A 25,747-nucleotide genomic window follows, 5' to 3' on the forward strand; every position below is an offset into this window, starting at 1 on the left:
CGGGCGGGTCTAGGGTCGCCTGCGTGACCGAGACCCGCACCATCGATGCCCTCTGCAACGCCTACGTCGACGACTACGCCGCCCTCGACCCGCTGACCGCGACCGGGATCGGGGTCGCCGGCCACGAGCACGAGATGACCGACTACTCCCCGGCGGGCTTCGACGCGCGCGAGGCGCTCAACCGGGCAGTCGTCGCGGCCGTCGAGGCGGCCACTCCGGTCGACGACCGCGAGGCCGCGGCACGCGACGCCTTCCTCGAGCGCACCCGCCTCGAGATCGAGCTGGAGGACGCCGGGGTCAACCGCTGCCGCATGTCGGTGCTGTGGAGCCCGCTCCACGAGATCCGCGGGGTCTTCGACCTGATGCCGACCGAGGGCGAGGAGGCTGTCGCGGCGATCGCGGCCCGGCTCGCCGCCGTGCCAGCTGCCCTCGAGGGGCTGCGCGTCACGCTCTCCGACGAGGCGCGCAAGGGCAACGTCGTCGCCGCGCGACAGTACGCCGAGGTGGCCGAGCAGGTGCGCCGCTGGACCGGCCAGGCCGGTGACGCGGGCGACTTCTACCTCGGCCTCGTCAAGCGGCTCGAGGGCGGCGACCCCGCCGAGCTCCGGAGCCTGGCGAGCGCCGCGAGCGCGGCCACGGCGGCGTTCGGGCTGTTCCTGAGCGACGAGCTCGAGCCGCAGGGCGCAGAGAAGGAGGGCGTCGGCCGCGAGGTCTACGCCTTGGCCAGCCGCTACTTCCTCGGCGCGGAGGTCGACCTCGACGAGACCTACGCCTGGGGCTGGACCGAGCTGCAGCGGCTCTCCGACCTGATGACCGCCACCGCCGACCGGATCCTCCCGGGCGCCGACGTCGACGGCGCGGTCGCGCACCTCGACGCCGACCCCGAGCGGGTCGTCCACGGCCGCGAGGCGTTCCGCGACTGGATGCAGGCGCTGGCCGACCGGACCATCGCGGAGATGGCCGACGTGCACTTCGACATCCCCGAGCCGATCCGGCGCATCGAGTGCATGCTCGCGCCCACCAACGACGGCGGCATCTACTACACCGGTCCCTCGGAGGACTTCGAGCGACCGGGCCGGATGTGGTGGTCGGTGCCCGACGGCATCGACGACTTCCACCCGTGGCGCGAGGTCACCACCGTCTTCCACGAGGGCGTCCCCGGCCACCACCTCCAGGTCGCCCAGACGGCCTACCGCAAGGACAGCCTCAACCGCTGGCAGCGGCTGATGTGCTGGTGCAGCGGCCACGGCGAGGGCTGGGCGCTCTACGCCGAGCGGCTGATGGAGGAGCTCGGCTTCCTCGACGACCCGGCCGACCTGCTCGGCATGCTCGACGGCCAGTCGCTGCGCGCGACCCGCGTCATCGTCGACATCGGCATGCACCTCGAGCTGACCATCCCTGAGGACAACCGCCTCGGGGCCGGCGGCACCGCGTTCCACCCCGGTGAGACGTGGACTCCCGAGCTCGGGCTGGAGTTCATGCGGCTGCACTGCCGGATGGACGACGAGTTCATCCAGTTCGAGGTCAAGCGCTACCTCGGCCTGCCCGGCCAGGCGCCGTCCTACAAGGTCGGCGAGCGGATCTGGCTCGAGGCGCGGGCGCAGGTGGCCGAGCGGCAGGGCGACGCCTTCGACCTCAAGGCCTTCCACCGCGCGGCGCTCGACCTGGGCGCGCTCGGCCTCGACCCGCTGCGCGCGGCGCTGGAGCGCCTGTGACGACTCCGCTCGTCCTCGGCTCCGCCTCCCCCGCCCGCCTGGCCACGCTCCGCACTGCCGGCATCGAGCCGGTCGTGATCGTCAGCGGCGTCGACGAGTCGCAGCTGGTCGACCTGCCGCCGGCCGAGCTGGCCCTCCAGCTGGCCGAGCTCAAGTGCGCGGCGGTCGCCGGGCGCGACGACGTACCTCCTGACGGGCTCGTGCTGGGCTGCGACTCGGTGCTCGAGCTCGACGGCGAGGCGCTCGGCAAGCCCCACGAGGCCGACGAGGCACGGGCCCGGTGGCGCGCGATGCGGGGCCGGTCGGGGGTGCTGCACAGCGGCCACTGCCTCCGCGACGTCGCGACCGGCAAGGTCGCCGCGGCGACCGGCTCCACCACGGTCCACTTCGCCGACGTGAGCGACGAGGAGATCGACGCCTACGTCGCCACGGGCGAGCCGCTGCAGGTCGCGGGCGCCTTCACCATCGACGGCTTCGGAGGCGCGTTCGTCACCGGGATCGAGGGCGACCACCACAACGTCGTCGGGGTGAGCCTGCCGCTCCTGAGGGAGCTCGTGATCGAGCTCGGCCATGCCTGGCCGGATCTCTGGGCGTGACCCGATACGATCTCGCACCGTGGGGAGCGGGGAGCTTGGCACGGTGAAGGCAGAGCCTGTCGCCGATCCTGACGACCGCTACGGCGTCCGCGACGAACGCCTGCTGACCGGCGCGACGGTGATCACGGCCGTCCGCACGATCGCGTCGGTGGTGCTGGCCGCGACGGCCGCCCACCAGGAGAGCCTCACGCTGCTGGTCGTCGCGCTCGTCGTCTACTGGGTCGGCGACATGCTCGACGGCTTCTACGCCCGGGTCCGCGACTGCGAGACCCGCATCGGAGCCGTGCTCGACATCATGTGCGACCGGTTCAACGCGGCTGCGTTCTACATCGGCCTCGCCTGGCTCCAGCCCGACCTCTCGCCGGCGATCTTCGTCTACCTCGCCGAGTTCATGGTCATCGACTGCTACCTCTCCATCGCCTTCCTGGCGTGGCCGGTGCGCAGCCCCAACTACTTCTTCGTGGTCGACCGGCCGATCTGGCTGTGGAACTGGTCCAAGCCCGCCAAGGCCGTCAACAGCGCACTCTTCGCGGTGCTGCTGCTGGTCACCGGCTGGATGTGGGTCGGGCTCGCCATCGCCTCCGCGCTGCTGGTCCTCAAGTGCGTCTCGCTGCACCGGCTGGTGCGGATCGGGATCCCGGTCCCCGGGGCCGCATGATCTGGGTCTACCTCAGCATCTTCGGCGCCTCCATCGCGTCGGCGCTGCTCCCGCTGATCAACATCGAGGCGATCCTCGCGGTCACCATCTCCCAGCAGAACGACCACGCCATCGCGCTGGTCGTCGCGGCCACGGTCGGGCAGATGCTGGGCAAGATCCTCTGGTACTGGGGTGCCGTCGAGGTCGAGCGCGCGCCGTGGGTACGCCGCCAGCTGGAGAAGCCGAAGGCCAAGGCCTCGCTCGACCGGTGGCAGGAGCGGGCGGAGGGCCGGCCGTGGTTCACCTCCGGGCTGCTCTTCGTCTCCGCGTTCACCGGCTTCCCGCCGTACGCCGTCACGGCCGTGCTCGCCGGCACGCTCCGGGTGAACTTCTGGGCCTTCCTCGTCACCGGCCTGCTCGGTCGCGGGCTGCGGTTCTGGGTCGTCGTCGCAGGCGCCAGCACCTTCCTCAGCTGGCTCTGACGCGCGTCGGGGCGCTCAGCGCAGCGAGGCCACGCTCGCGCCGAGCCCGACGAGGTAGCGATCGGCGCCGAGCAGCTCGCCGACCGCGAAGCCGGCGTCCCACAGGAAGTCGAGTCCTCCCGAGAACACCAGGGCCACCAAGATGATCAGGCCGTAGGGCCGGACGGCGTTGAGGGCGGCGGCAACCGAGCGTGGCAGGAACGGCTCGATGACGCCGTACCCGTCGAGGCCCGGCAGCGGCAGCAGGTTGAGGATGATCAGCGTGACCTGGATGACGAGCAGGTAGGCGAGCAAGGAGTGGAGCACGATGTTGCGCTCGGCGAGCGCGTCGGAGGCGAGCACGGCGGCCAGCACGAGGGCGAACACGGCGTTCATCAGCACCCCGGCCAGCGAGACCACGCTCGACCACACGCGTGAGCGGAGCCGGTGCTCCTCGATGTACACGGCGCCACCCGGCAGCGGCAGCGCGCCCATCGCGAGGAACAGCACCGGCATGCCGATGGAGAGCAGCGGGTGGGCGTACTTCCGGAAGTCGAGGGTCAGGTAGCCCTTCGCGACCACGCTGCGGTCGCCTCCCCAGTACGCCGTCAACGCGTGGCCGTACTCGTGCAGCGTCACCGAGAGCACCACGCCGACCAGGATCACGCCGATCGCGACCGCGCGACCGAGGGGCGCGTACTCCAGGATCTGGAGCTGGAGCGGGCCGGTGGCCACGCAGAGGCCGACGAAGGTGGCCAGCACGGCGTAGAAGAGCCATCCCGGGCGCCGCTAGCCCGTCCGCGCCCGCTGTGCGCGGCGCTGCCCGGCGACGAGGAGGCGTACGTCGGACGCGGTCAGCGGCTGCTCGGGCGACAGGCCCCGGACGCACGCCAGGCAGTGCTGGCCGACCGGGGCGTCGCGCAGGCAGTCCGGGCAGGCGCTGCGCCCACACCGGGTGCACCCGAGCAGCGTCTCCCGGTCGGGGTGGAAGGTGCAGGTCACGGGCGGAGCCTAGGCGCGGACACCCGCGCCCGGGCCCTTTCGCCTCACTCGGCCGCGGACCAGGCCTGCCGCAGGCTGACCCGGCCGCCGGTCTGCAGCAGCGCCCGGCGGTAGAGCCGCTCCCCCACCCACACGGTGGCGCCGGCGAAGAGGGCCAGCAGGCCGAGCGCGACCAGCGGCTCCCACCACGCGACGCCGCCGGCGAGGATGCGCTTGGGCATCACGACCGCGGAGACCGGCGGGAGGAAGGACGCGATCACCTGGCCGCGTCCCTCGAGCGAGAGCCCGCCGAAGAACATCGCGAGCATCAGCATCGTCAGCGGGGTCGAGGTGGCCTGGAGGTCCTCCGTGCGCGAGGCCAGCGATCCCGCGACCGCCCAGAGGCAGGCCAGCGCGACGAAGCCGGCGAGGAAGAACCCGAGGAACCACACGGTCGGCCCCGACAAGGACGGGACGTAGGACTTGTAGGGCGTGAACGACAGCCCGACCAGGCCCACCGCGAGGTAGACCAGCAGCTGGATCACCGCCAGCGCCGTGTTGCCGAGCACCTTGCCGGCGAGCAGGTGCCGCAGCGGGATCGCGGCCGCGATGATCTCCACGATCCGGCTCTGCTTCTCCTCGATCACCGACGACGCGAGCTGCATGCCGAAGATCAGGGCGGAGAAGTAGAACAGGAAGACGAACACGAAGCCGACCGCCTCGGCCACACCCGCCTTCTCGGCGTCACCGCGCAGGAAGTCCGTGGACACGGTGCTGCCCGCCTCGAGGGCCTGGACCGTGCTGCCGACGCCGGCGGCGTTGTCGGCCAGCACCTGCTGTCGTACGACGACGCGCGCGACGTCGGTGAGCGAGTCCTGCTCGCTCGACTCCGAGGTCAGCTCCCAGCCGCCGTCGACCGGGTGCAGCCAGGCGTCGACGTCCTCCTCGCGCAGCGCCGTCTTCGCGGCGTCCTCGTCGTCGAGCTCGACCAGCGTGACCTTCAGCTTGTCGTCGACGTCGGCCGCGTTGTCCTTGATCGCTGTCGCCATCGCCATCGCCTCGGGCGTCGCGCCCAGCGTGGCGGTCTCGGTCTTCTCGTCCTGCCAGGCGGTGAAGCCGATGAAGCCGACGATCATCACGATCATCAGCGCGGTGCCGATCAGGAACGACTTGTCGGTGATGCGCGAGACGATCTCGCGGCGGGTCACCAGGAGCCACGCGGGCTCGCGGTCGTCGCGACGGGCGCTGGTCTCGGTGCTCGAGCCGGAGCTCGTGTCGGAGCTGGTGTCGGTGCTCATGCCGTGGCCTCCCGGTAGATCTCGCTGAGCGCCGGGCGCACCCGGACGAACTCGTGGACGTCGCCGCGGCGCGTGGCCTCGGCGACGAGACGCTGCTCGGCGCCCTCCTGCTGCACCTCGACCAGGGCGGTCGTGCCGTCGAGGTCGAGGACCTCGAGGCCGCCCTGGTCGCGGACCCAGCCGGCGTCGCCGCCGAGGACGAGCCGGAAGCGCGGTACCCCCGCATCGCGCAGCTCCGACACCGTCCCGGCGGCGACCCGGCGTCCTTGGGCCAGCACGACCAGCCGGTCGCACAGGCGCTCGACCAGGTCGAGCTGGTGGCTGGAGAACAGCACCGGGATCCCGTCGCGGGTGTACTCCCGCAGCAGGTCGACCATCGAGTCGACGGCCACCGGGTCCAGGCCCGAGAACGGCTCGTCGAGGATCAGCGCGGCCGGTCGCGGCAGCACCGAGGCGATGATCTGCACCCGCTGCTGGTTGCCCAGCGACAGCTTCTCGAGGTGGTCCTTGGTCCGCTCGCCGAGGCCGAACCGCTCGAGCAGCTCGGCGACGGCCGCGCGGGCCGCGGTGCGCTCCATGCCCTTGAGCTGGGCGACGTACACGAGCTGGTCGATGATCGGCTGCTTCGGGTAGAGCCCGCGCTCCTCGGGCATGTAGCCGAACGAGCGACGGTCCAGGCGGGTGATGGGCTGCCCCTTCCAGAGCACCTCACCGCCGTCGATGCCGAGCACGCCCATGACCATCCGCATCGTGGTCGTCTTGCCCGCCCCGTTGGCGCCGACGAAGCCGGTCATCTGACCGGCCGGCACCTCGAACGACACGTGGTCGACGGCGGTGTTCTCACCGAACCGCCTGGTCAGCTCCCTGATCTCCAACATGGCCACGACGCTAGGCGGCGGGCCGGCGAGGGGGATCCGTCGCGCGGGGGAACTTCGAGGTGGAGCAGCCGCCGCGCGGATCACTCCTCCGTCGGGAGGATGAGACCGGCCTCGTAGGCGTAGATGACCGCCTGCACGCGGTCGCGCAGGTGCAGCTTGGCGAGCACGTTGGACACGTGCGTCTTGACGGTCGCCTCGCCGAGAACCAGCTCGGCGGCGATCTCGCCGTTGGACAGGCCGCGGCCGAGCAGCACGAGCACCTCGCGCTCGCGCCCGGTGAGCCCCGCCAGCGCCGGCGGCTCGGGCCGCTCCGGAGCCACCTCGCGACCGGCCATCTTCCCGATCACCCGTCGGGTCACTTCGGGGGCGAGGAGCGCGTGCCCCCGGCCCGCAGCACGTACGGCGTCGAGGAGCTGCTCCGGGCCGGCGTTCTTCAGCAGGAAGCCGCTGGCACCTGCCTGGAGCGCGTCGAAGAGGTAGTCGTCGCGGTCGAAGGTGGTCACGATGACGACGTGCCCGAGGTCGTCGGCGACGAGGTGCCGGGTGGCCTCGATGCCGTCCATCCGCGGCATCTGGACGTCCATCAGCACCACGTCGGGGCGTGACTCGCGGGCCTTCTCGATCGCCTGGAGGCCATCGGCGGCCTCGCCGACGACCTCGATGTCGTCCTCGACGGAGAGCACCATCGCGAAGCCCGAGCGCACCATCGCGTGGTCGTCGACGAGCAGCACCTTCAGGGTGTCGGTCACGAGCCGGCCCCCAGCGGGTAGCGCACCCGCACCCGGTACCCGCCGGTCACCCGCGGACCGATGTCGACCTGCCCGTCGTGGGTGGCAGCGCGCTCACGGATGCCGAGCTGCCCGAGCCCGCTGCCGGACGTCCCGTGGCGAGGTCGGCCGTTGTCGACGACCTCCACCTCGGCGTACGGCGCGGGCTGCGCCTCGTCGACGCGTACGACGACGGACACGGTGTCTGCGGTGGAGTGCCGGCGCACGTTGGTGAGTGCCTCCTGGACCGTGCGGTAGACGGCGAGGCCGACGCCGCGCGGGAGCCGGGTCGCCGCGTCCTGCTGCGTCTCGACCACGTCGAGCGTCACCGCGAGGCCGTCGCCCGACACCTCCGCGACGAGGCGCGGCAGGTCGCCGACTCCGGCCTCGGTCGTGCGGGCCTCCGGCGCGGCCTGCTCGCCCTCCCGCAGGGTGCCGAGCAGCCGTCGCATCTGGGTGACGGCGTCACGCGAGGCCTCCTCCACGTTGGCCAGGGCCGTCCGCGCGGCGTCGGGGTCGCGGTCGAGCACCCGCCGCGCGGCACCGGCCTGGATGCCCATCGCGGAGACGTGGTGGGCGACGACGTCGTGCAGCTCGCGGGCAATACGCAGCCGCTCGTCGACGACGGCCTGGTCGCGCAGCCGGCCCGACTGGGCCGCGATCGTCGCGGCCTGCTCCTCCAGGCGGGCCCGCGCCCGGGCGGAGCGCCACGAGACGCCTCCACCGGCGATCGCGCCGCCGAAGTAGAGCACGTTGATGAGCAGGGTGATCGCGATCGCCGCGGGGATCGGCGGGAAGAGGCCGATGTGCTCGGACAGCTCCTCGTCGTCGAGCCACTCCTGGACGGTCGAGCCGAGGGCGAACTGCCAGGTGATCCACGCGAACATGAAGAGCACGATCATGCCCACTACGACGACCATCCCCCGCCGGTCGCGCGCCCACGCGACCCCACTGAGGAGGGCGACGAAGTAGATGACCTGCAGCGACAGCTGTCCCATCACCTCGGGCATGGTCACGCCGGCGACGAACATGTGGACCGCGGCCAGGAGCGCCACGGTCAGCGGCCAGCGGCGCCGCCCCAGCAGCAGAACCGCGCCGCTCGAGACCGCCAGCCACTGGGCCCACGCGGGTACGTCGGTGTGGCTGAAGCCGCCGGAGCTGCGCACCAGCTCGAGCGCGAGCAGGCTCAGCGCCTCCACGCTCGCGGCGAGCACGACGTCCTGCCGCCCGATCGGCGGCCGGCGCCGCTCCCACGGGTCGTCCACGCCGAACCAGTCGAGCAGGCGTGAGGTCGGGCGGGGCATGGGCCGAGGGTAGAGCGCTTCTCCCCCGCACGGATCCGTCGGGAGGCGGAGATCGGCGCGTATGGCCGGGTGCGACTCGGCACGCGCCACTTTCCGTCCACAGGCGCTCCGCAGAAGCGGTTCTCCACACCCGTGCTCGTCCATCCGCACGCCTGGCGGCACCGGTTGATTCACTGAGCCCATGACCACCGACCAGCTCCCCGCCGCAGCCGCGATCGCAGCGCTGCGCGGCGAGCTGCGCTCGATCCTCGACTCGCCCGGGGCCGTGCAACAGGCCGAGCTCGTCGACGCGATCGGCGAGCTGGAGACGCTCGGGCGTGTGGTCACGGCTGCCCAGGCCGAGCTCACCGCCCGGCTCGACGCATCCCTCACGCGTGAGCAGGAAGAGGCGGGTGCCCGTCCCGAGGAGATCGGACGCGGCGTCGGCCACGTGGTCGCACTCGCGCGCCGTGAGTCGCCGCATCGAGGTAGGCGTCACCTGAGCCTGGCCCGTATCGTGCCGACCGAGCTGCCGCACACGTGGGCGGCGTGGAAGTCCGGGCACATCGACGAGTGGGGCGCCACAGTGGTGGCCCGTGAGACCGCCTGCCTGCCGCGCGAGCACCGCGCTGCGGTCGACGAGGCAGTGGCGGGTGACGCTGATGCGCTCGCCCAGCTGAGTCCGCGTCAGCTGATGGCTCGGCTCCGCTCCGAGACCGAGGCACGCGATCCGGGCGCGTGCGTCGCCCGGCGCCGCAAGGCGGAGTCCGAGCGACACGTGACGTTGCGCCCGGCGCCCGACTGCATGACCTGGCTCACCGCCCTCCTGCCGGTCAAGGACGGCGTCGCCGCGTGGGCGGCGCTCACCCGCACCGCAGACACCGCTCGGGCCGAAGGCGATCCGCGGACGCACGGCCAGGTGATGGCCGACGCCCTCGTCGCCTCGGTGCTGGCCGGCCCACACGAGCGACCGTCCACGCCGGTCAGCCTCGGTGTCGTGATGACCGACGCCGCGCTCTTCGGCGGCGCCGATGACGAGGCGCACCTCGAGGATCTCGGGCCCATCCCTGCCGAGCTCGCCCGCGAGATCGTCTGCGGCGCCGCCACGGCTGAGGAGGAGCTCAGCATCCGCCGGCTCTACGCGTCACCGACGACCGGCGAGCTGGTCTCGATGGACGCCCGCACCCGCACGTTCCGGGGCAACCTCGCGAAGTTCGTGAAGCTGCGCGACCGCACCTGCCGCACGCCGTGGTGCGACGCACCCGTGCGGCACGTCGACCACGTCACCGGGTGGCAGTCGAGTCGCTCGACGTCGGCCCGCGGTGGCCAGGGACTGTGCGAGGCCTGCAACTACGCCAAGACCGCCCACCGATGGCGGGCCAGGGCCGCACCGGACGGCAGCGTGACGACCACGCTGCCGACCGGGCACCAGCACACCACCCGGCCTCCACCGATCGCGATGGTCAGGCGACGGATCGTGCCGGTGTTGCAGATGGACTACGTGATCGCCGGTTGAGTCATCGGAAGCCCGATCACTCGACCGGCAGGCCGAGGCCGCGCGCGATCAGCATGCGCTGGACCTCGGAGGTGCCCTCACCGATCTCGAGCACCTTGGCGTCGCGGTAGAACCGCACGACGGGGTACTCCTCCATGAAGCCGTAGCCGCCGAAGACCTGGGTCGCGATCCGGGTGGCGGTGACGGCCGACTCGGTGGCGTAGAGCTTCGCGACGGCGGCGGCCTGCTTGAAGGCGCCCATCGACACGTTCTGCCCGGCGTCCATGGCGTCCTTCATCGCGGCGGCCTTGTAGGTCAGCAGGCGCGAGGCGTCGAGCACGACCTGGAGGTCGGAGACCTGGAACGCCAGGCCTTGCTTGCGACCGATGGGGCCGCCGAAGGTCTGCCGCTCGTTCGCGTACTGCAGCGACATGTCGAGGCACGCCTGGATGCAGCCGACCGCGAGGGCCGCGATCGCGACGCGGCCGTCGTCGAGCGTGGCGAGGAACTGGGCGTAGCCGCGACCGCGCTCGCCGAGGAGGTTCGCCTCGGGGACGCGGGCGTCGCTGAAGGACAGCGGGTGGGTGTCGGAGGCGTGCCAGCCGAGCTTGTCGTACGCCTTCTCGGCAGTGAAGCCGGGCGTCTCCGAGGGGACGATGATCGTCGAGATCTCCGGGCGGCCGTCCGCGCGCTCACCGGTCCGCGCAGTGACCGTGACGAGCGAGGTGATCGACGAGCCGGAGTTGGTGATGAACTGCTTGGCGCCGTTGACGACCCACTCGCCGTCGTCGAGGACGGCCTTGGTCTTCGTCGCCCCGGCGTCGGAGCCGGCGCCCGGCTCGGTCAGGCCGAAGCCGGCGAGCTGCTCGCCGGCGACGAGGGCGGGCAGCCAGGTCTTCTTCTGCTCGTCGGTGCCGTAGGTGAGGATCGGGTTGATGCCGAGGCCGACCGCGGCCTCGAGGGTGATGCCCATCGACTGGTCGACGCGGCCGATCTCCTCGATCGCCAGGCACAGCGACGTGAAGCCGCCGTCCTCGCCAGCCATCCCGGCGCCGCCGAACTCCTCGGGGGCGGTGAGGCCCATCAGCCCGAGCGCGCCCATCTTCTGCACGACGTCGGTCGGGAAGTGGTGGTCGCGGTCCCACTGCGCGGCATGCGGCGCGATCTCGGCCTCGGCGAAGTCGCGGACGCTGCGGCGGAACTGCTCGTGCTCGGGGGACAGCTCGAAGGTCATGCCAGCAGGGTAGCGCCGCAGGTTAGCGATCGCTAACCCCCGGAGCGACCCGCCTGTGGGACGCTCCCAGGATGGAGGTGGGCGTGCACCTGCCGCAGGTCGCGACCGGCGCGGGTCGTTCCGGGGAGGGGCCGGACGTACGACGGGTGCGCGAGGTCATCGACGCCGCCCGCCAGCTCGGCCTCGCCGCCGTCAGTGCCAACGACCACCTCGCCTTCCACCGGCCCTGGCTGGACGGTCCGACGCTCCTCGCGTCAGTCGCCGACCGGGCAGCTGGGATGGACCTCGCCACCACGATCGCGCTCCCGTCGCTGCGCGGTCCGGTCCAGCTCGCCGCTTCGCTCGCGACGCTCGCCGCGCTCGCGCCCGGCCGGGTGGTCGCCGGAGTCGGGGCGGGGTCGTCGGCGACGGACCACGCGCTGGCGGGAGTGCCGTTCGAGGACCGGTGGCGGCGGTTCGAGGAGTCCGTGCGGGTGCTGCGCGGCCTCGTCGGCGGCGACGACCTGCCCGACGACTGGGAGGTGCTGCTGGCCGGCGGCCAGGTCGCCGCCCCACCGGAACCGGTCCCGGTCTGGGTCGCGAGCTGGGGATCGCCGGCCGGGATGCGTCGCGTGGCGCGGCTGGGCGACGGCTGGCTCGCGTCGGCCTACAACACCACCCCCGACGAGTTCGCGGCCGGCCGACGTCGGCTCGCGGAGGAGCACGACCGGCAGGGCCGCTCGCCGCTCCCAGCTGCGCTGGCGACGATGTGGACGCGGATCACCGACGACGACGCCGAGACCGAACGCGTGCTGCGTGACGTGCTCGCACCGATCGTCCGGCGCGATCCCGACGAGCTGCGCGACCGGGTGTGCGTCGGGTCCGCTGAGCACTGCGCGCGGCTGCTGTCGTCGTACGCCGCCGCGGGGTGCGTGCGCACCTACGTCTGGCCGCTCGGCGACGAGGTGGCCCAGCTCGAGCGGCTGGTCCGCGAGGTCCTGCCGGCCATCGGCTGACCACTCCGACACCTCTTCGTCACCCAGCCGCCATCGACCGTCCGCCTGACCAAGCGCCCGCGGTCGTCCAGTGGTCCGAGAGTCAGGGCGTTTGCCCGACTGAAAGGACTTTCGGACGTGAAGCGTCTCTCCATCCCCACCCTGGCCGCCGGTGCCGCAGCCGCACTGGCGGTCGGCGTCGTCGCCGCCACCGCGGTGCCCATGGGGTTCACCCAGGACCGCTCGGCCGACCTGGCCAAGCAGATCAACCCTGCCAAGCCCAAGAGCGTCATCCTGCTCATCGGCGACGGCATGGACGACTCGATGATCACCGCCGCGCGCAACTACTCCGTCGGCGCCGCCGGCCGGCTGGCGCTCGACGAGCTGCCGTTCACCGGCGCCATGACGACGTACGGCCTCAAGGTCGGCGCGGGCCCCGACTACCCGATCGCCTACGTGTCCGACTCCGCCCCGACCGCCAGCGGCTGGTCCACCGGCAAGAAGACCGTCGACGGCCGCATCTCCCAGGGCCCCTCGGCCGCCGACAACGTGGCGGGCACCGACTACGAGACGGTGCTGGAGAAGTACAAGTTGATGGGCAAGCTGACCGGCGACGTCTCCACCGCCGAGATCACCGACGCCACCCCGGCCGCCGCCGCGTCGCACATCAACGCGCGCGCCTGCCAGGACCCGACCGTGATGACCGCGTGCCCCTCGGCCAAGAAGTCCGCCGGCGGACTCGGCTCGATCGCCGAGCAGCTCGTCGACAACAAGGTCGACGTCCTCCTCGGTGGCGGCAGCAACCGCTACGCCAAGCTGCTCGAGGACGGCTCGGAGACGGTCCTGAGCTACGCGCAGACCAAGAAGGGCTACCGCTCGGTCGCCACGGCCTCCGAGCTCGACGCGATCACCAGCCTCTCCGGCGGCCCGGTGCTCGGCCTGTTCAGCCCGAGCCACATGACCCGCAAGTACGCCCCGCGCGTCGCCGTCAACGGCGGCACCGCCGACACGGGCGCCTGCGTCGAGCAGAGCCGAGGCACCCAGCCCACACTCGCCTCGATGACCGACAAGGCGATCGACCTGCTCGACAACCCGAACGGCTTCTTCCTGCAGGTCGAGGGCGCGAGCGTCGACAAGGCCGAGCACGAGCGCGACATCTGCGGCGCCATCGGTGAGCTCGAGGAGCTCGACCAGGCCGTGAAGACCGCGCTGGACTACCAGAATGCGCACCCCGACACGCTGGTCATCGTCACCGGCGACCATGCCCACTCGACCCAGATCGTGATGGACAACTACGGCGGCAGCGCCACCGCGACGGTCACCACCGTCGACGGCGACCCGATGACGGTGGCGTACTCGTCGTCGTACGCCGGTACGCCGCCGCAGCAGGCCACCCACACCGGTGCCCAGATCCGCGTCGCCGCGATCGGCCCGCAGGCCGCCAACGTGACCGGCGTGATCGACCAGACCGACCTGTTCGGCACCATGCTCGGCCGCACGCCCAGCACCCTGCCGACCTCGGGACCGACGGTCACCGTCACCGCGTCGCCGACCACCCAGCCCACCACCCCGGCCCCGACCACGGCCCCGGCGGACAAGCCGGCGATCTGGCTGGCCGCGCCGAAGAAGGTCTCCCGGGGCGCCGAGACCTGGCTCGCGGTCACCGTCGGTGACGCGACCGAGGTCACGGTCCGGATCAAGCAGGGCAAGGACACGACCAAGAAGGAGCTGTCGGCCACCGGCGGCTCGTTCAAGCTGCCGCAGCTGCGCAAGGGCGCCGTGCAGGTCAAGGTCACCGCCACCGGCCCCGGCGGCCGCAGCACGCTGACCCGCACCCTCACCGTGCGCTGACCCACAGCACCACCCGCACCACACCCGCGACCGCGGCCCTTCTCGGGGTCCGCGGTCGTGGCACGTCACAGGCCGGACGCGATTCCTCGCCCCCGACGCCGCAGGTCTACTGTTAGGCCAGCCTAAGCAAAGTCCTGACACGTGAGGCACCCCCATGACGACCTCCCCCCGCCGCGCCTCCCGCGCCGGCGTCGCCCTCGCCAGCACCCTGCTCGCCGCCTCGACCCTGTCGGGGTGCGGCGTCTTCGGGTCGCCCGACCTGGTGATCTACAACGCCCAGCACGAGCAGCTGCTCGACGAGCTGGTGCCGCTCTTCGAGGAGGAGTCCGGCCTCGACGTCGAGCTCCGCAACGGCAAGGACCTCGAGATGGCCAACCAGATCGTCGAGGAGGGCAAGGACTCCCCCGCCGACGTGTTCCTCACCGAGAACTCCCCGGCGATGAGCATCGTCGACAACGCGGGCCTGTTCACCGAGCTGCCCGAGTCGGCGACCGCGACCATCCCGGACGAGTACGTCCCCTCCGACCGCATGTGGACCGGCTTCCTCGGCCGCTCGACCGTCGCGATGTACAACACCGACTCGATGACCGACGCCGACATGCCGGCCTCGATCCTCGACTTCGCGAAGCCCGAGTGGAAGGGCCGCGTGGCCTTCTCGCCCACCGGCGCCGACTTCCAGGCGATCGTGTCCGCCGTCCTCGCGCTCGAGGGCGAGCAGGCGACCGCCGACTGGCTGGCCGGGCTCAAGGACAACGGCGTGATCGTGCAGAACAACCTCGTCGTCATGCAGTCCGTGAACTCCGGCGAGGTCGACGCCGGCATCGCGTACTCGTACTACTGGTACCGCGACCGCGCCGAGAACGGCTCGGACTCCGACAGCTCCGACCTGCACTTCTTCGGCAACCAGGACCCGGGCGCCTTCCTGAGCATCTCCGGCGCCGGCATCCTCGCCAGCAGCGAGCACCAGGACGCCGCCGAGGAGTTCGTCACCTGGCTGACCGGCACCGAGGCCCAGCAGGCGATGGCGGAGTCGTACGCCCTGGAGTACCCGCTCAACCCCGACGCGAGCCTCAACCCCGAGGTCAAGCCGTTCGACGAGCTCGAGCCCCCGACGGTCGACGTCTCCAGCCTGAACGGCCCGCAGGTCACCGACCTGATGACGGCCGCCGGCCTGCTCTGAGCGACGGGACCGCCTGACCCTGGGCACGACCATGACCACGACATCGACCACCACCGGGCGTCGTACGCCGCCCCTGCTGCTCGCGGCGGGGGCGGTCGTCGCACTCCTGGCGCTGGTGCCGCTGGGCTACGTGGCCACCTACGTCGTGATCATCGGCTCGGCCGACCTCTGGCACCTGCTGGCCCGCCCGCGCATCGGCGAGCTGCTCCGCAACACGATCACCCTCGCTGCCGCGTGCATGGCGGCCACCGCGGCGCTCGGCGTCGTGCTGGCGGTGCTGGTCGAGCGCACCGACCTCCCCGGCCGCCGGCTCTGGCACGGCCTGCTCGTCGCGCCCCTCGCCGTGCCCGCCTTCGTCAACGGCTACGCCTGGGTCTCGCTCGACCGCAGCGTCCACGGCTTCGGCGGCGCGTTCGGCGTCGTCACGCTGTCGTACTACCCGCTCGTCTACCTCCCTGTGGTCGCGATGCTCCGCCGGCTCGACCCCGCGCTCGAGGAGTCGGCCTGGTCGCTCGGCCACTCGCGGGCCCGCACGTTCCGCACGGTCGTCCTTCCCCAGCTCCGCCCCGCCCTGCTCGGCGGTGCGCTGCTCGTCGGCCTGCACCTGCTCGCGGAGTTCGGCGCGCTGTCGCTGCTCCGCTTCCCGACCTTCACCACCGCCATCTACGACCAGTACGGCTCGACCTTCAACGGCGCCGCGGCCACCGCGATGGCCGGCGTGCTCGTGCTGCTCTGCCTGTTCCTCCTCCTCGCCGAGCTCCGCCTGCGCGGCGACCGGCGCTACGCCCGCGTCGGGCGCGGTGCCGCGCGCGCGTCGGTCCCGGTCGAGCTCGGGCCGTGGCGCCTGCCCGCCCTGGCCGGCCTCGGCGTCGTCGTCCTGCTCGCCATCGGCGTACCCGCGTTCTCGCTGGTGCGGTGGCTCGCGGTGGGCACGTCGACGGAGTTCCCGCTGGCCGACCTGACCGAGGCGCTCGTCGCCACGATCGTGCTCGCACTGGCCGGAGCCGTGGTCACCACCTTCGCCGCGGTGCCGGTCGTCTGGCTCGCCGTGCGCCACCGCGGCTGGGCGAGCACCCTGATCGAGCGCAGCACCTACGTCGCCAACGCCCTGCCCGGCATCGTGGTCGGCCTTGCCCTCGTCGTGGCGTCGCTGCGCCTGGTGCCGGTCGTCTACCAGACGGCCGGCCTCCTCGTCGCGGCGTACGCCATCCTCTTCCTGCCGCGTGCGGTGGTGACCGTGCGTGCCGGGCTGGAGCAAGCGCCGGCAGTGCTCGACGACGTCGCGCACAGCCTGGGGGTCGGCCCGCTCGCGACCGCCCGCCGGGTGACGCTGCCGCTGATCGCGCCGAGCCTCGGCGCCGGCGCGGCGCTGGTGTTCCTCGCCATCTCCACCGAGCTCACCGCCACGCTGATGCTCTCCCCGATCGGCACCCGCACGCTGGCCACCGAGTTCTGGTCGGCCTCCTCCGAGCTCCGCTACGGCGCCGCCGCGCCCTACGCGCTGCTGCTCGTGCTGGTCTCGATCCCCGCCACGGTGCTGCTGATGCGCTCCGACGACCCGGAAAGGGTGCCCGCATGATCTTCACCCCACGGCGTTCTTCTCCCCCGCTGCGCTCCTCCGAACAACACCGCGGGGACCCCGAATGAGCTCGCTGACCATCACCGGCGTGACCAAGTCGTTCGGCACGACCCGCGCGGTCGACGGCGTCACGCTCGTCGTCCCCCACGGCTCGTTCACGACCGTGCTCGGCCCGTCGGGCTGCGGCAAGACCACGCTGCTGCGCCTGATCGCCGGCTTCCTCGTGCCCGAGTCCGGCAGCATCGCCTTCGGCGACACCGTGGTCGCGGGCGACGGCGTCCGGTCGGCGCCGCCGCAGGCCCGCCGAGTGGGCTACGTCGCCCAGGAGGGCGCGCTCTTCCCGCACCTCGACGTCGCCGCCAACATCGCCTTCGGCCTGCCCAAGGAGGCCCGTGGCACCGCGAGCGGCCGCGACCGGGTCGCCGAGATGCTCGACCTCGTCGAGCTGCCGGCGGACTTCCGTGACCGCCGCCCCGACGAGCTGTCCGGCGGCCAGCAGCAGCGCGTGGCGCTGGCCCGGTCGCTCGCGCCCCAGCCTGCCGTCGTACTCCTCGACGAGCCGTTCTCGTCCCTCGACGCCAGCCTGCGCGGCAGCACCTCGCGTGCCGTACGACGCGCGCTCGAGGCCACCAACACCTCCGCCCTGCTCGTCACCCACGACCAGAACGAGGCGCTCTCGCTGGCCGACCAGGTCGCGGTGATGCGCGCCGGGCAGCTCGTCCAGTCGGCCGCCCCCAGCGAGGTCTACCTCTCCCCCAGCGACCCGCAGGTCGCCGAGTTCGTCGGTCGCGCCGTCGTGCTGCCCGGCACCGCCCACGAGGCCCACGCGACCTGCGCCCTCGGCGAGGTCGTGCTCACCGAGCCCGCCACCGGCGCGGTGTCGCTGATGATCCGGCCCGAGCAGGTCTACGTCGACCTCGCGCACGACGAGGGCGTGCGCGGCGAGGTCGAGGAGGTCAGCTACTACGGCCACGACTGCGCCGTGCAGGTCCGGCTGGCCGACGGCACGTCCGTGCTGTCCCGCATGTCCGGCGTGCGCCACCCCGCGCCCGGCGACGTCGTGCACCTGCGCGTCACCGGACTGGTCCGCGCCTACCGACCGGCGGGCTCCGCGTGACGCTCACTCCCACACAGCCGGCTCCCACCCGGCCGGCCCTCGCGCCGAGCCCGGTCCTCCCGCACGCCGCGTTCGGCGACGCCCCGGCGGTCGTCGCCGACGGCGTCGCGATCTCGCACGCCGACCTCGCCGCGCGCGTCGCCGACCGCGCCGCGACCTGGGGTCCCGCCCGCAGGCTGGTGCTCGTCGAGGGCGCCAACCAGCTCGATTCGCTCGTGGCCTACCTCGCCGCGCTCCAGCACGGTCACGTCGCGCTCGTCGTGCCCGACGCCCGCGCGTCGCAGCTCGAGGCGATGGTCGCGGCCTACGACCCCGACATCGTGTGCACGACCGACACCCCCGACGACGTACGACGCCCGGCGAGCGCCCACGACCTCCACCCCGACCTCGCGCTGCTGCTCAGCACCTCCGGCACCACCGGGTCGCCCAAGCTGGTGCGGCTCTCGCGCGACAACGTCGCCAGCAATGCCGCGGCCATCGCCGACTACCTCGCCCTCACGCCGGCCGACCGCGCGATCACCACGCTGCCGCTGCACTACTGCTACGGCCTGTCCGTCCTCCACTCGCACCTCCTGGCCGGCGCGAGCGTCGTGCTGACTGGGCTGAGCGTGGTCGACGAGTGCTTCTGGGAGCTGTTCGGGCGCACCGGCGCCACCAGCTTCGCCGGCGTCCCGCACACCTTCGACCTGCTGGCGGCCAGCGGCTTCGAGGACCGCGAGCTGCCGACCCTGCGTCAGGTGACCCAAGCCGGCGGCCGCCTCGACCCCGACGCCGTACGCCACTGGAGCGGGTTCGGCCGCGGCCGCGGCTGGGACCTCGTGGTGATGTACGGCGCCACCGAGGCGACCGCGCGGATGGCCTGGTTGCCGCCCGATCTTGCCGAGGAGCACCCCGCTGCGATCGGCGTCGCGGTCCCCGGCGGCCACCTGCGCCTCGACGAGACCGCGGACGACAGGCCCGGCGTGGGCGAGCTCGTCTACTCCGGCCCCAACGTGATGCTCGGGTACGCGGAGCACCCCGCCGACCTCGCGCTCGGACGGGAGACCACCGAGCTGCGCACGGGCGACCTCGCCCGGTGCACCGACGGCCTCTTCGAGGTGGTCGGGCGCCGCAACCGCTACGGCAAGGTCTTCGGCCTGCGCATCGACCTCGACGCCGTCGAGCACACCTTGCGCGCCACCGTCGACCGCCACGCGCGCGTCGTGGCGACCGACAAGTCGGTGCACGTCTTCCTCACCCGCGGGCGCGGCAGCACCGCCGCTCGCGGGCTCGTCACCAGCCACTGCGGCGTGCCCGCCCACGCGGTCCGGCTCACCGTGCTCGACCGGCTGCCGGTCACCGCGACCGGCAAGCCCGACTACGTCGCCCTCGGCGACCTCGCCGAGCTGGCCGACACCGCCCCGGCGGAGGGGGCGGCCACCGACTCCGTGCGTGCCGACTTCGTGCGCGTGCTCGGCCGCCCGGACGCCGCCGACGGCGACTCGTTCGTCGACCTCGGCGGCGACTCACTGTCCTACGTCGAGCTCGCGACCCGCCTCGTCGACCACTTCCCGGGCGGACTGCCGGCCGGGTGGCACACGCGCAGCATCGGCGAGCTCGAGCGCCTGCGGGCGACCGTGGTCGACGGCCCGGTCCGGCGCCGGACGGTGCGGCTCGACACGACCGTCGCGCTGCGCGCGCTGGCGATCCTCTTCGTGGTCGCCAGCCACGTCGACCTCGTCGCCCTCGAGGGCGGCGCCCACCTCCTCCTCGCGCTGGCCGGCTTCAACTTCGCGCGCTTCCAGCTCTCCGCGGCCGGCGACGCCGGCACCCGGTGCCGGCACGGCCTGTCCGGCCTGGCCCAGCTCGTCGTGCCGTCGGTGCTGTGGGTCGGCGGGGTCGCGCTGCTGCTCGGCAGCTACGACCTCACCACCGCGCTCTTCGTCCGCGAGCTGGTCAACGGCTCGGAGTGGGACGACCAGTGGCAGCTATGGTTCCTCGAGTCGCTCATCTGGATCACCGCCGCGGCCCTGGCGGTCACGTGCGTGCCCGCGCTGCACCGGCTCGAACGGCGTACGCCGTTCCGGTTCGCGCTCGCGGTCCTCGCGGTCGCTGCGCTCGCGCGGTTCGCCGAGGTCGGCCTCCGGGCCGGGCCGACCGAGCGCTACACCACCCTCGTCGTCGCCTTCTTCTTCGTCCTCGGCTGGGCCGGCGCCCGAGCGTCCACCACGCGGCAGCGGCTGCTGGTGACGGCGCTGGCGGCCGCGCTGACGATCGGCTTCTTCGGTCAGCCGCACCGCGAGGTCATCGTGCTCGGCGGCTTCCTGCTGATGCTGTGGGTCCCGCACGTCTCGCTGCCGTCATGGCTGGCGCGTGCTGCGGGCATCCTCGCCGGGGCCAGCCTGTTCATCTACCTCACCCACTGGCAGGTCTATCCCGCGCTCGAGGACTCCGGCCACCAGTGGCTCGCGCTCGTGGCGTCGATCACAGTCGGCGTCGCCTACGGGCGCGTCGTACGTCCTCTGCATCAGGCTGTCGGTCGCGCCATCCTCCGGTCGCGGTAGCCTGCCCAGCGGTACGCATTCCGGCCACCGCACCGCCCCGCCCAGTGTCACCGCCCAGGAGTCCCGCGTGAGCTTGAAGAAGGTCCTGATCGCCAACCGTGGCGAGATCGCCGTCCGTGTCATCCGCGCCTGCAAGGACGCCGGCATCGGCTCCGTCGCGGTGTACGCCGACCCCGACCGCGACGCGCTGTTCGTCCGTCTCGCCGACGAGGCGCACTCCCTCGGCGGCGCGACGCCGGCCGATTCCTACCTCGACATCGCCAAGATCATCGCGGTCGCCGAGAAGTCGGGTGCCGACTCGATCCACCCGGGCTACGGGTTCCTCGCCGAGAACGCCGACTTCGCCCAGGCCGTCATCGACGCCGGGCTGATCTGGATCGGCCCGCCGCCGGCCGCGATCGAGGCGCTGGGCGACAAGGCCAAGGCCAAGCACATCGCCGACCGCGCCAACGCCCCGCTCGCGCCGGGCACCAAGGACCCGGTCGCCGACGCCGACGAGGTCGTGGCCTTCGCCGAGGCCAACGGCCTGCCGGTCGCGATCAAGGCCGTGTTCGGCGGCGGCGGTCGCGGCCTCAAGGTCGCCCGCACGCTCGAGGAGATCCCCGACGCCTACGAGTCCGCCGTCCGCGAGGCCGTCACCGCGTTCGGTCGCGGCGAGTGCCTGGTCGAGAAGTTCCTCGACAAGCCCCGCCACGTCGAGACCCAGTGCCTGGCCGACCAGCACGGCAACGTCGTGGTCGTCTCCACCCGCGACTGCTCGCTCCAGCGCCGCAACCAGAAGCTCGTCGAGGAGGCCCCCGCCCCGTTCCTGACCGACGAGCAGCTCAGCGAGCTCTACGAGTCGTCCAAGCGGATCCTCAAGGAGGCCGGCTACTACGGCGCCGGCACCTGCGAGTTCCTCGTCGCCCAGGACGGCACCATCTCCTTCCTCGAGGTCAACACCCGCCTCCAGGTCGAGCACTGCGTCTCCGAGGAGGTCACCGGCATCGACCTCGTGCGCGAGATGTTCCGCATCGCCGCCGGCGAGGAGCTCGGCTACGACGACCCCGAGATCCGCGGCCACTCCATCGAGTACCGCATCAACGCCGAGGACGGCGGCCGCAACTTCATGCCCGCACCCGGCACCCTCTCCGCGTGGGCACCGCCGAGCGGTCCCGGCGTACGCCTCGACGGCGGCTACGAGAACGGCGAGACCATCCCCGGCTCGTTCGACTCCCTCATCGCCAAGCTCATTGTCACCGGCACCACCCGCACCCAGGCCCTCGAGCGCTCGCGCCGCGCCCTCGACGAGTTCGTCGTCGACGGCATGCCGACCGTCATCCCGTTCCACCGCGCCGTCGTGTCCGACCCGGCCTACGTCGGCCCGTCCACGCCCTCCGGTGAGGGCGAGTTCACCGTCTACACCCAGTGGATCGAGACGGAGTTCGACAACCAGCTCGAGCCCTACGCCGGCGACTCGGCCGAGGCCGAGGAGGCCGGTGAGCGGCAGAAGGTCACCGTCGAGGTCGGCGGCCGTCGCCTCGAGGTCGTCCTCCCCGCCGGGCTCGGCGGGCTGTCCGTCGGTGGCGGCGCCGGCAGCGGTGCCAAGAAGGCCAAGCGGTCCGCCAAGAAGGCTGGCGCGGCCGCCTCCGGCGACGCGGTCACCTCGCCCATGCAGGGCACCATCGTGAAGGTCTCCGTCGAGGAGGGCCAGACGGTCGCCGAGGGCGACGTCGTGGTCGTCATGGAAGCCATGAAGATGGAGCAGCCCCTCAAGGCCCACAAGGCCGGCACCGTCACCGGCCTCCAGGCCGAGGTCGGCGCCACCGTCACCAACGGCGCCGTCATCTGCGAGATCAAGGACTGACCTCTTCCGGGCGGTGGCCCACCTACATTCCGACCCCTCGGAACGTAGGTGGGCCACAGCTCATTTCAGGCCTCGTGCGTGTCGCCCGGCGAACGGTGGCTGACCCACATTCGCCGGTCCAGGAATGTAGGTGGACCACCGCCCCATCACGACTTAGATAGCGAGCACTCACTTTTTATGTCACACTTCACCGTGTGACCACGGCTGAGCGACGTACGCAGGCGCAGCGTCGCGAGGGCACGATCGGCGCGCTCCTCGACGCGACGGTGACGTGCCTCGCCACGCGCGGGTACGCCGCCACCTCGACCGCCGCGGTCTGCGCAGAGGCGGGCGTGAGCCAGGGGGCGCTGTTCCGGCACTTCCCGACCCGGCAGGCGCTGCTGGTGGCGACCGCCGACCACGTCGCGACCCGACAGGTCGAGGCGTTCCGGTCTCTCGGCTCCCCCGGCGTCGACTCCGCCGACGAGGTGGCCGCGGTGCTGGGCCACCTGCGCGGCCTGGTCCTCTCCCCCGTCAACCAGACCTGGCGCGAGCTGCTGGTCGCGGCGCGGGCCGACGACTCGCTGCGCGCGGCGCTCCACCCGGCCCGCGAGTCGCTGCAGGCCCAGATGCTGGGCGCCGCCGCCGACCTCTGGGGAGACCGCCTGCCCGCCGACGACCTGGCCGCGGTGCTGAGCATCGTCGTCAACATGCTCGACGGGCTGGCCTTCTCCGCCCTCGACCCCGATCCCACGGCCGCACCCGGCCGCACCGTCGAGCGGGCGCTGCGCCTGCTCGCCGAGATGATCGTCCGCCACTACCCCTCCCAGGAGCACCGATGACCACGACCGACTTCACCCCCGACGCGATCGTCGTCGGCGCCGGACTCGCCGGCCTGGTCGCCACCCACGAGCTGGCGCTGGCCGGCAAGAAGGTGCTGGTGCTCGACCAGGAGAACCGCAACAACCTCGGCGGCCAGGCCTGGTGGTCCCTCGGCGGGCTGCTGTTCGTGGACAGCCCCGAGCAGCGCCGGATGGGCATCAAGGACTCCCCCGAGCTGGCGTGGCAGGACTGGCAGGGCTCGGCCCAGTTCGACCGCCTCGGCGACGGCACCGACGGCCCCGGTCGCGGCGAGGACTACTGGCCGCAGCAGTGGGCGAAGGCGTACGTCGACTTCGCCCACCGCGACAAGCGCGCCTACCTCCACGACCTCGGCCTCAAGTCGCTGCCGTTCGTCGGATGGGCCGAGCGCGGCGACGGCCGCGCGACCGGGCACGGCAACTCGGTCCCCCGCTTCCACCTCACCTGGGGCACCGGCCCCGAGGTCGTCCGGATCTTCGCCGAGCCGGTGCTGCGCGCCGAGACCCAGGGACTGGTCCGGTTCGCCTTCCGCCACCAGGTCGACGAGGTCGTCGTGGAGGACGGCGCCGTGGTCGGCGTACGCGGCACGGTGCTCGCCGACGACGACGCCGAGCGGGGCGTGAAGTCGTCCCGCGAGGCGGCCGGCACCTTCGAGCACCGCGCCGCCGCGGTCGTCGTGACGAGCGGCGGCATCGGCCACAACCACGAGCTCATGCGCCGCAACTGGCCCACCGAGCGGGTCGGTGCCGCGCCCGACCACATGATCTCCGGCGTCCCCGCGCACGTCGACGGGCGGATGCAGGGCATCGCCGAGGACGCCGGCGCGACGATGGTCAACAAGGACCGGATGTGGGCCTACGTCGAGGGCATCCACAACTGGGACCCGGTCTGGCCCGACCACGCCATCCGGATCCTGCCCGGCCCGTCGTCGATGTGGTTCGACGCAACCGGCAAGCGCTTGGAGGGCATGTCCGGCGTCCCGGGCGCCGACTCGATCGGCGCCATGAAGCAGATCCTCGCCACCGGCCACGACTACTCGTGGTTCGTGCTCACGCAGTCGATCATCGAGAAGGAGTTCGCCCTCTCGGGCTCGGAGCAGAACCCCGACATCACCGGCAAGGACCTCAAGTTCCTCGCCCAGAGCCGCCTCGCCAAGGGTGCTCCCGGCCCGGTCGAGGCGTTCAAGGAGCACGGCGTCGACTTCGTCGTCGCCGACGACCTCGACACGCTGGTCGAGGGGATGAACGAGCTCGCCCGCGGCCCGAAGCTCGACGTCGACCACCTGCGCACGCAGATCACTGCGCGCGACCGTGAGATGGACAACTCCTTCTCCAAGGACGCCCAGGTGATGGCGATCCACAACGCCCGCCGCAGCCGCACCGACAAGCTGATCCGCGTCGCCAAGCCGCACAAGGTCCTCGACCCGGCACACGGCCCGCTCATCGCCGTACGCCTCAACATCCTGTCCCGCAAGACGCTCGGCGGGCTCGAGACCAACCTCGACGGTCAGTGCGTGGCAGCCGACGGATCCCCGATCCCGGGCCTGTACGCCGCCGGCGAGGTCGCCGGCTTCGGCGGTGGCGGCGTCCACGGCTACAACGCGCTGGAGGGCACCTTCCTCGGCGGCTGCATCTTCTCCGGCCGCGCGGTGGGTCGGGCGCTGGCTCGCTAGCCCAACCCGACGGTCGCGACCAGCGCGGCCAGGTGGTGCTCGAAGATGTCCTTCGGGTCGGAGAAGGTGTCGGCGCCGTACTGGCCGAACACCTCGAAGCTGACGCAGCCGAAGAGCGCGGCCCACGCGAGCATGCCGCGGGCGACCAGGGCGTCGGGGGCCGTGATGCCGAGCTCGCGCCGGATCCGGGCCAGGTCGCGCGCCAGCCGCCGCGCCCCGACGGCGTCCTCGGAGACCGTCAGCACTCCGGCGACCCAGGCGTCCTCCCACACCTCGACGAGCCGACGGATCACGCGCGTGCCCGGCTCGGTCGTGCGCTCGGCCGGCGCTTCGTAGCCGGGCACGGGGCTGCCGAACAGCAGGGCGTACGTCGCCGGCTCGGCGAGCGCCCACTCCCGGACCGCCCGGCCGATGGCGACCATCCGGCGCGCGTGGTCGGACCGCTCGACCGACGCGACGGCGGCGTCGACCGCGTCGCCGAGCTCGTCGTACCCGTCGACGACGAGGAGGGTCAGCAGCTCGTCGCGGCTCTCGACGTAGCGGTAGACCGCGGACGACACGACGCCGAGGTCGCGCGCGACCGCGCGCAGTGACAGGGCGGCCGCGCCGTCGGTCGCGAGGTGTGTCCGGCCGATGCGGACGATGTCGCGCATCGTCTGCTCGCGAGCCCTGCTGCGGGGTGTGGAGGCGTCGCTCATGGGACGAGTGTGCCACATCAGGAAGCACTGCTGACGAATGTGAGCACTGCTCTTGCATTTGGCCGACACGGGGTGCATGCTGGTCGAAACGAGAGCACTGCT

22 protein-coding genes are annotated in these 25,747 nt (G+C 72.4%); 14 read left to right on the forward strand and 8 right to left on the reverse strand.

Translation table 11 applies throughout. The features are described 5' to 3' along the window. Window positions 1-23 precede the first annotated feature (23 nt). From J2X46_RS02440 to J2X46_RS02455, 4 genes are read left to right on the forward strand one after another with little or no spacing between them, the layout of a single operon-like run. The gene (locus J2X46_RS02440; RefSeq protein ID WP_310246467.1) at window positions 24-1,715 is read left to right on the forward strand and encodes a DUF885 domain-containing protein; all 1,692 of its coding nucleotides are present in this window, start codon (window positions 24-26) and stop codon (window positions 1,713-1,715) included. Beyond that, entirely contained in the window at window positions 1,712-2,311 is a 600-nt protein-coding gene (locus J2X46_RS02445; protein WP_310246470.1) for a Maf family protein, read from the forward strand. Before J2X46_RS02440 ends, J2X46_RS02445 begins: the two co-directional genes overlap by 4 nt. A 43-nt stretch (window positions 2,312-2,354) precedes the next feature. Then, window positions 2,355-2,969, forward strand: coding sequence for a CDP-alcohol phosphatidyltransferase family protein (locus tag J2X46_RS02450; protein ID WP_310246472.1), 615 nt, complete (start codon window positions 2,355-2,357; stop codon window positions 2,967-2,969). Continuing rightward, window positions 2,966-3,430 carry a VTT domain-containing protein gene (locus tag J2X46_RS02455; RefSeq protein ID WP_310246474.1) on the forward strand — a complete coding sequence of 155 codons (465 nt, stop codon included), beginning with the start codon at window positions 2,966-2,968 and terminating at the stop codon, window positions 3,428-3,430. The genes J2X46_RS02450 and J2X46_RS02455 overlap by 4 nt, the downstream gene beginning before the upstream one ends. A 15-nt stretch (window positions 3,431-3,445) precedes the next feature. On the opposite strand, the gene J2X46_RS02460 is transcribed toward J2X46_RS02455, so the two are convergent. The 6 genes from J2X46_RS02460 to J2X46_RS02485 form a co-directional block, all read right to left on the reverse strand. Then, the gene (locus J2X46_RS02460) at window positions 3,446-4,171 is read right to left on the reverse strand and encodes a site-2 protease family protein (RefSeq protein ID WP_310246476.1); all 726 of its coding nucleotides are present in this window, start codon (window positions 4,169-4,171) and stop codon (window positions 3,446-3,448) included. A gap of 27 nt (window positions 4,172-4,198) precedes the next feature. Next, entirely contained in the window at window positions 4,199-4,411 is a 213-nt protein-coding gene (locus J2X46_RS02465) for a hypothetical protein (protein ID WP_310246479.1), read from the reverse strand. 44 nt (window positions 4,412-4,455) lie between these two features. Further along, the gene (locus J2X46_RS02470) at window positions 4,456-5,688 is read right to left on the reverse strand and encodes an ABC transporter permease (protein ID WP_310246481.1); all 1,233 of its coding nucleotides are present in this window, start codon (window positions 5,686-5,688) and stop codon (window positions 4,456-4,458) included. Then, on the reverse strand, window positions 5,685-6,566 hold the full coding sequence (locus J2X46_RS02475) for an ATP-binding cassette domain-containing protein (protein WP_310246483.1): 882 nt from the start codon (window positions 6,564-6,566) through the stop codon (window positions 5,685-5,687). The genes J2X46_RS02470 and J2X46_RS02475 overlap by 4 nt, the downstream gene beginning before the upstream one ends. An 80-nt stretch (window positions 6,567-6,646) precedes the next feature. Further along, the gene (locus J2X46_RS02480; RefSeq protein WP_310246486.1) at window positions 6,647-7,315 is read right to left on the reverse strand and encodes a response regulator transcription factor; all 669 of its coding nucleotides are present in this window, start codon (window positions 7,313-7,315) and stop codon (window positions 6,647-6,649) included. Then, window positions 7,312-8,637, reverse strand: coding sequence for a sensor histidine kinase (locus J2X46_RS02485; RefSeq protein WP_310246487.1), 1,326 nt, complete (start codon window positions 8,635-8,637; stop codon window positions 7,312-7,314). Before J2X46_RS02485 ends, J2X46_RS02480 begins: the two co-directional genes overlap by 4 nt. Before the next feature lie 181 nt (window positions 8,638-8,818). On the opposite strand from J2X46_RS02485, the gene J2X46_RS02490 reads away from it, so the two are divergent. After that, window positions 8,819-10,132 carry a DUF222 domain-containing protein gene (locus J2X46_RS02490; RefSeq protein WP_310246490.1) on the forward strand — a complete coding sequence of 438 codons (1,314 nt, stop codon included), beginning with the start codon at window positions 8,819-8,821 and terminating at the stop codon, window positions 10,130-10,132. 16 nt (window positions 10,133-10,148) lie between these two features. Here the strand turns inward: J2X46_RS02490 and J2X46_RS02495 are convergent, their stop codons facing one another. After that, the gene (locus J2X46_RS02495; RefSeq protein ID WP_310246493.1) at window positions 10,149-11,345 is read right to left on the reverse strand and encodes an acyl-CoA dehydrogenase family protein; all 1,197 of its coding nucleotides are present in this window, start codon (window positions 11,343-11,345) and stop codon (window positions 10,149-10,151) included. 71 nt (window positions 11,346-11,416) lie between these two features. Between J2X46_RS02495 and J2X46_RS02500 the strand changes: the two genes are divergently transcribed. The 9 genes from J2X46_RS02500 to J2X46_RS02540 all read left to right on the forward strand — a co-directional run bounded on the left by J2X46_RS02500 (window position 11,417) and on the right by J2X46_RS02540 (window position 24,947). After that, the gene (locus tag J2X46_RS02500; RefSeq protein ID WP_310246495.1) at window positions 11,417-12,340 is read left to right on the forward strand and encodes an LLM class flavin-dependent oxidoreductase; all 924 of its coding nucleotides are present in this window, start codon (window positions 11,417-11,419) and stop codon (window positions 12,338-12,340) included. 117 nt (window positions 12,341-12,457) lie between these two features. Further along, the gene (locus J2X46_RS02505) at window positions 12,458-14,170 is read left to right on the forward strand and encodes an alkaline phosphatase (RefSeq protein WP_310246496.1); all 1,713 of its coding nucleotides are present in this window, start codon (window positions 12,458-12,460) and stop codon (window positions 14,168-14,170) included. A 154-nt stretch (window positions 14,171-14,324) separates the two neighbouring features. Further along, window positions 14,325-15,350, forward strand: coding sequence for an iron ABC transporter substrate-binding protein (locus J2X46_RS02510; RefSeq protein WP_310246498.1), 1,026 nt, complete (start codon window positions 14,325-14,327; stop codon window positions 15,348-15,350). A gap of 31 nt (window positions 15,351-15,381) precedes the next feature. Then, window positions 15,382-16,929: an iron ABC transporter permease gene (locus J2X46_RS02515; RefSeq protein WP_310246500.1), complete on the forward strand. Its 1,548-nt coding sequence runs from the start codon at window positions 15,382-15,384 to the stop codon at window positions 16,927-16,929. 64 nt (window positions 16,930-16,993) lie between these two features. Further along, window positions 16,994-18,046, forward strand: a complete 1,053-nt coding sequence (locus J2X46_RS02520; protein ID WP_310246502.1) for an ABC transporter ATP-binding protein — start codon at window positions 16,994-16,996, stop codon at window positions 18,044-18,046. Further along, window positions 18,043-20,589 carry an AMP-binding protein gene (locus J2X46_RS02525; RefSeq protein ID WP_310246504.1) on the forward strand — a complete coding sequence of 849 codons (2,547 nt, stop codon included), beginning with the start codon at window positions 18,043-18,045 and terminating at the stop codon, window positions 20,587-20,589. The genes J2X46_RS02520 and J2X46_RS02525 overlap by 4 nt, the downstream gene beginning before the upstream one ends. A 73-nt stretch (window positions 20,590-20,662) precedes the next feature. After that, on the forward strand, window positions 20,663-22,435 hold the full coding sequence (locus J2X46_RS02530; RefSeq protein WP_397212853.1) for an acetyl/propionyl/methylcrotonyl-CoA carboxylase subunit alpha: 1,773 nt from the start codon (window positions 20,663-20,665) through the stop codon (window positions 22,433-22,435). A gap of 194 nt (window positions 22,436-22,629) precedes the next feature. Then, a complete protein-coding gene (locus tag J2X46_RS02535) occupies window positions 22,630-23,256 on the forward strand; it encodes a helix-turn-helix domain-containing protein (RefSeq protein WP_310246509.1) in 627 nt (208 codons plus the stop codon). Continuing rightward, window positions 23,253-24,947: an FAD-binding dehydrogenase gene (locus tag J2X46_RS02540; RefSeq protein ID WP_310246512.1), complete on the forward strand. Its 1,695-nt coding sequence runs from the start codon at window positions 23,253-23,255 to the stop codon at window positions 24,945-24,947. The genes J2X46_RS02535 and J2X46_RS02540 overlap by 4 nt, the downstream gene beginning before the upstream one ends. On the opposite strand, the gene J2X46_RS02545 is transcribed toward J2X46_RS02540, so the two are convergent. After that, the gene (locus J2X46_RS02545) at window positions 24,944-25,645 is read right to left on the reverse strand and encodes a TetR-like C-terminal domain-containing protein (protein ID WP_310246515.1); all 702 of its coding nucleotides are present in this window, start codon (window positions 25,643-25,645) and stop codon (window positions 24,944-24,946) included. The genes J2X46_RS02540 and J2X46_RS02545 overlap by 4 nt on opposite strands. Window positions 25,646-25,747: the final 102 nt, after the last annotated feature.

It is taken from the genome of Nocardioides sp. BE266, assembly GCF_031457855.1.
GTDB lineage: Bacteria > Actinomycetota > Actinomycetes > Propionibacteriales > Nocardioidaceae > Nocardioides.